This is a genomic window from Acinetobacter sp. 809848 (assembly GCF_000581275.1).
Lineage (GTDB): Bacteria > Pseudomonadota > Gammaproteobacteria > Pseudomonadales > Moraxellaceae > Acinetobacter > Acinetobacter pittii.
In genome coordinates, this window is sequence record NZ_JEXG01000132.1 from 1 (window position 1) to 1,579 (window position 1,579).

At 37.9% G+C, this 1,579-nt stretch carries 1 protein-coding gene and 1 pseudogene; one reads left to right on the forward strand and one right to left on the reverse strand.

Annotation, left to right across the window (positions count from 1 at the left end; genetic code table 11):
* Nucleotides 1-173 precede the first annotated feature (173 nt).
* Nucleotides 174-767, forward strand: a complete 594-nt coding sequence (locus J536_RS24305) for an HAD-IB family hydrolase (RefSeq protein ID WP_005078312.1) — start codon at nucleotides 174-176, stop codon at nucleotides 765-767.
* Nucleotides 768-831: 64 nt separating this feature from the next.
* On the opposite strand, the pseudogene J536_RS24310 reads toward J536_RS24305, so the two are convergent.
* Nucleotides 832-1,579 (reverse strand): annotated as a pseudogene (locus J536_RS24310) (hypothetical protein); the annotation flags it as partial.

A 1,579-nucleotide genomic window follows, 5' to 3' on the forward strand; every position in this document is an offset into this window, starting at 1 on the left:
GCTCAGCTGGATAGAGCACTTGGCTACGAACTAAGGGGTCGGGAGTTCGAATCTCTCTGAGCGCACCAACTTGAAGAATTAACCGCTTTTATAGCGGTTTTTTTGTGCCTGTTTTTTAGTACTTTAAAAAATCTAAATTTATAACTTTTTAATTATATTAGAGATAATCATAAATGAACTTAGCTTTATTTGACTTTGATGGCACGATCACTCATAACGATACATTCAGTCTATTCCTTAAATTTTCTTTAAATAAAAAAACTCAAATACTAGGTGGTATTCGACTTGCACCTTATATAGCGGGTTATAAGCTTGGATGGGTAACCGATAAAACTATCCGAACTAAACTCTGTCAGGTGGGATACGTGGGCTATGATGCAGATTCCCTAAAATATATGGGACAAGAGTTTGCTAAAAATGTCCTTCCTACCTGTGTGCGTCAAAATGCTTTGGAGCGTATTCTTTGGCATAAACAACAAGGTGATCAGGTTGTGGTTGTATCTGCATCATTAGGTGTTTATTTAGAAAGCTGGTGCCAATCTTTAGATTTAGAGGTTATATGTAATCAACTTGAAATACGTGATGGTATTTTGACAGGTGATTTTATTAATGGTGATTGCGGTTATTTAGAAAAAGTAAATAGAATAAAAAACAATTATGATTTAACTCAGTATTCTACAATTTATGCTTATGGTGATACACCTAATGATTATGCAATGTTAGAGCTGGCTCATAAGAAATATTATAGATGGGAAGAAGTAAATTAATATTTAAAAATATATTAATAAATAAAGCCACTTGTAATAAGTGGCTTTATTTTAACGACTTATATTAAACAGTATTGAAAGAGTTTTCTAAGAAGTTATCGGTAAGTAATGATGTAGGTACGATAGTATGCGTTGTATTAGTTACGCTTGATACTGTCGACGTTACACCACCGAGTAAGCTACCACCAGTTAATCCGCCTAGTAAATTAGAAATAACATCTAATCCGCCTTCACCAGTCACACCGCCCGTTAAGCTACCCACGATATCTGTTACGATGCCGATAGGGTTGTCTGTACCGCCAGTAACGCCACCAGTTAAGCCGCCTAGAAGGTCGGTCACTAAGCCAAGAGGGTTATCACCATCTACGCTACCAGTTAAACCGCCAAGTAAATCAGTGACTAAGCCTAGTGAGCTATCTCCACCAGTAACCCCACCAATAGTTCCTGTCAATCCACCAATGATTTCTGTTACTAAGCCAGTAGCAGTTGTGCCATTTGTAATCAGCATATCGAGAATACCGGTAGCAGATTCAGTAGCACCTTGAATATCACCACCAACTAAATCAGAAACAACTTCAAGTGCACCGTTTACTGTGTCACGAGAAGTTTCGAAAGTTAATGTGCCGAGGTCTGCAAGTTCAGAAACAGGATGTTCTGCTTGTGGAAGAATGCTGATAATTGTATCTGCAACTGTATCAATGCCAGTGTTGATAATTTCAGTTTTTAAGCTTTCTACGCCCTGAAGAATATCAATACCGCCTTGAACAACATCAATCACTGGAGAGATTGGGGAAGTTCCACCACCGATACCA

Coding starts and splice junctions, on each gene's coding strand:
- J536_RS24305 (WP_005078312.1), top strand. CDS start 174: ATGAACTTAGCTTTATTTGACTTTGATGGCACGATCACTCATAACGAT.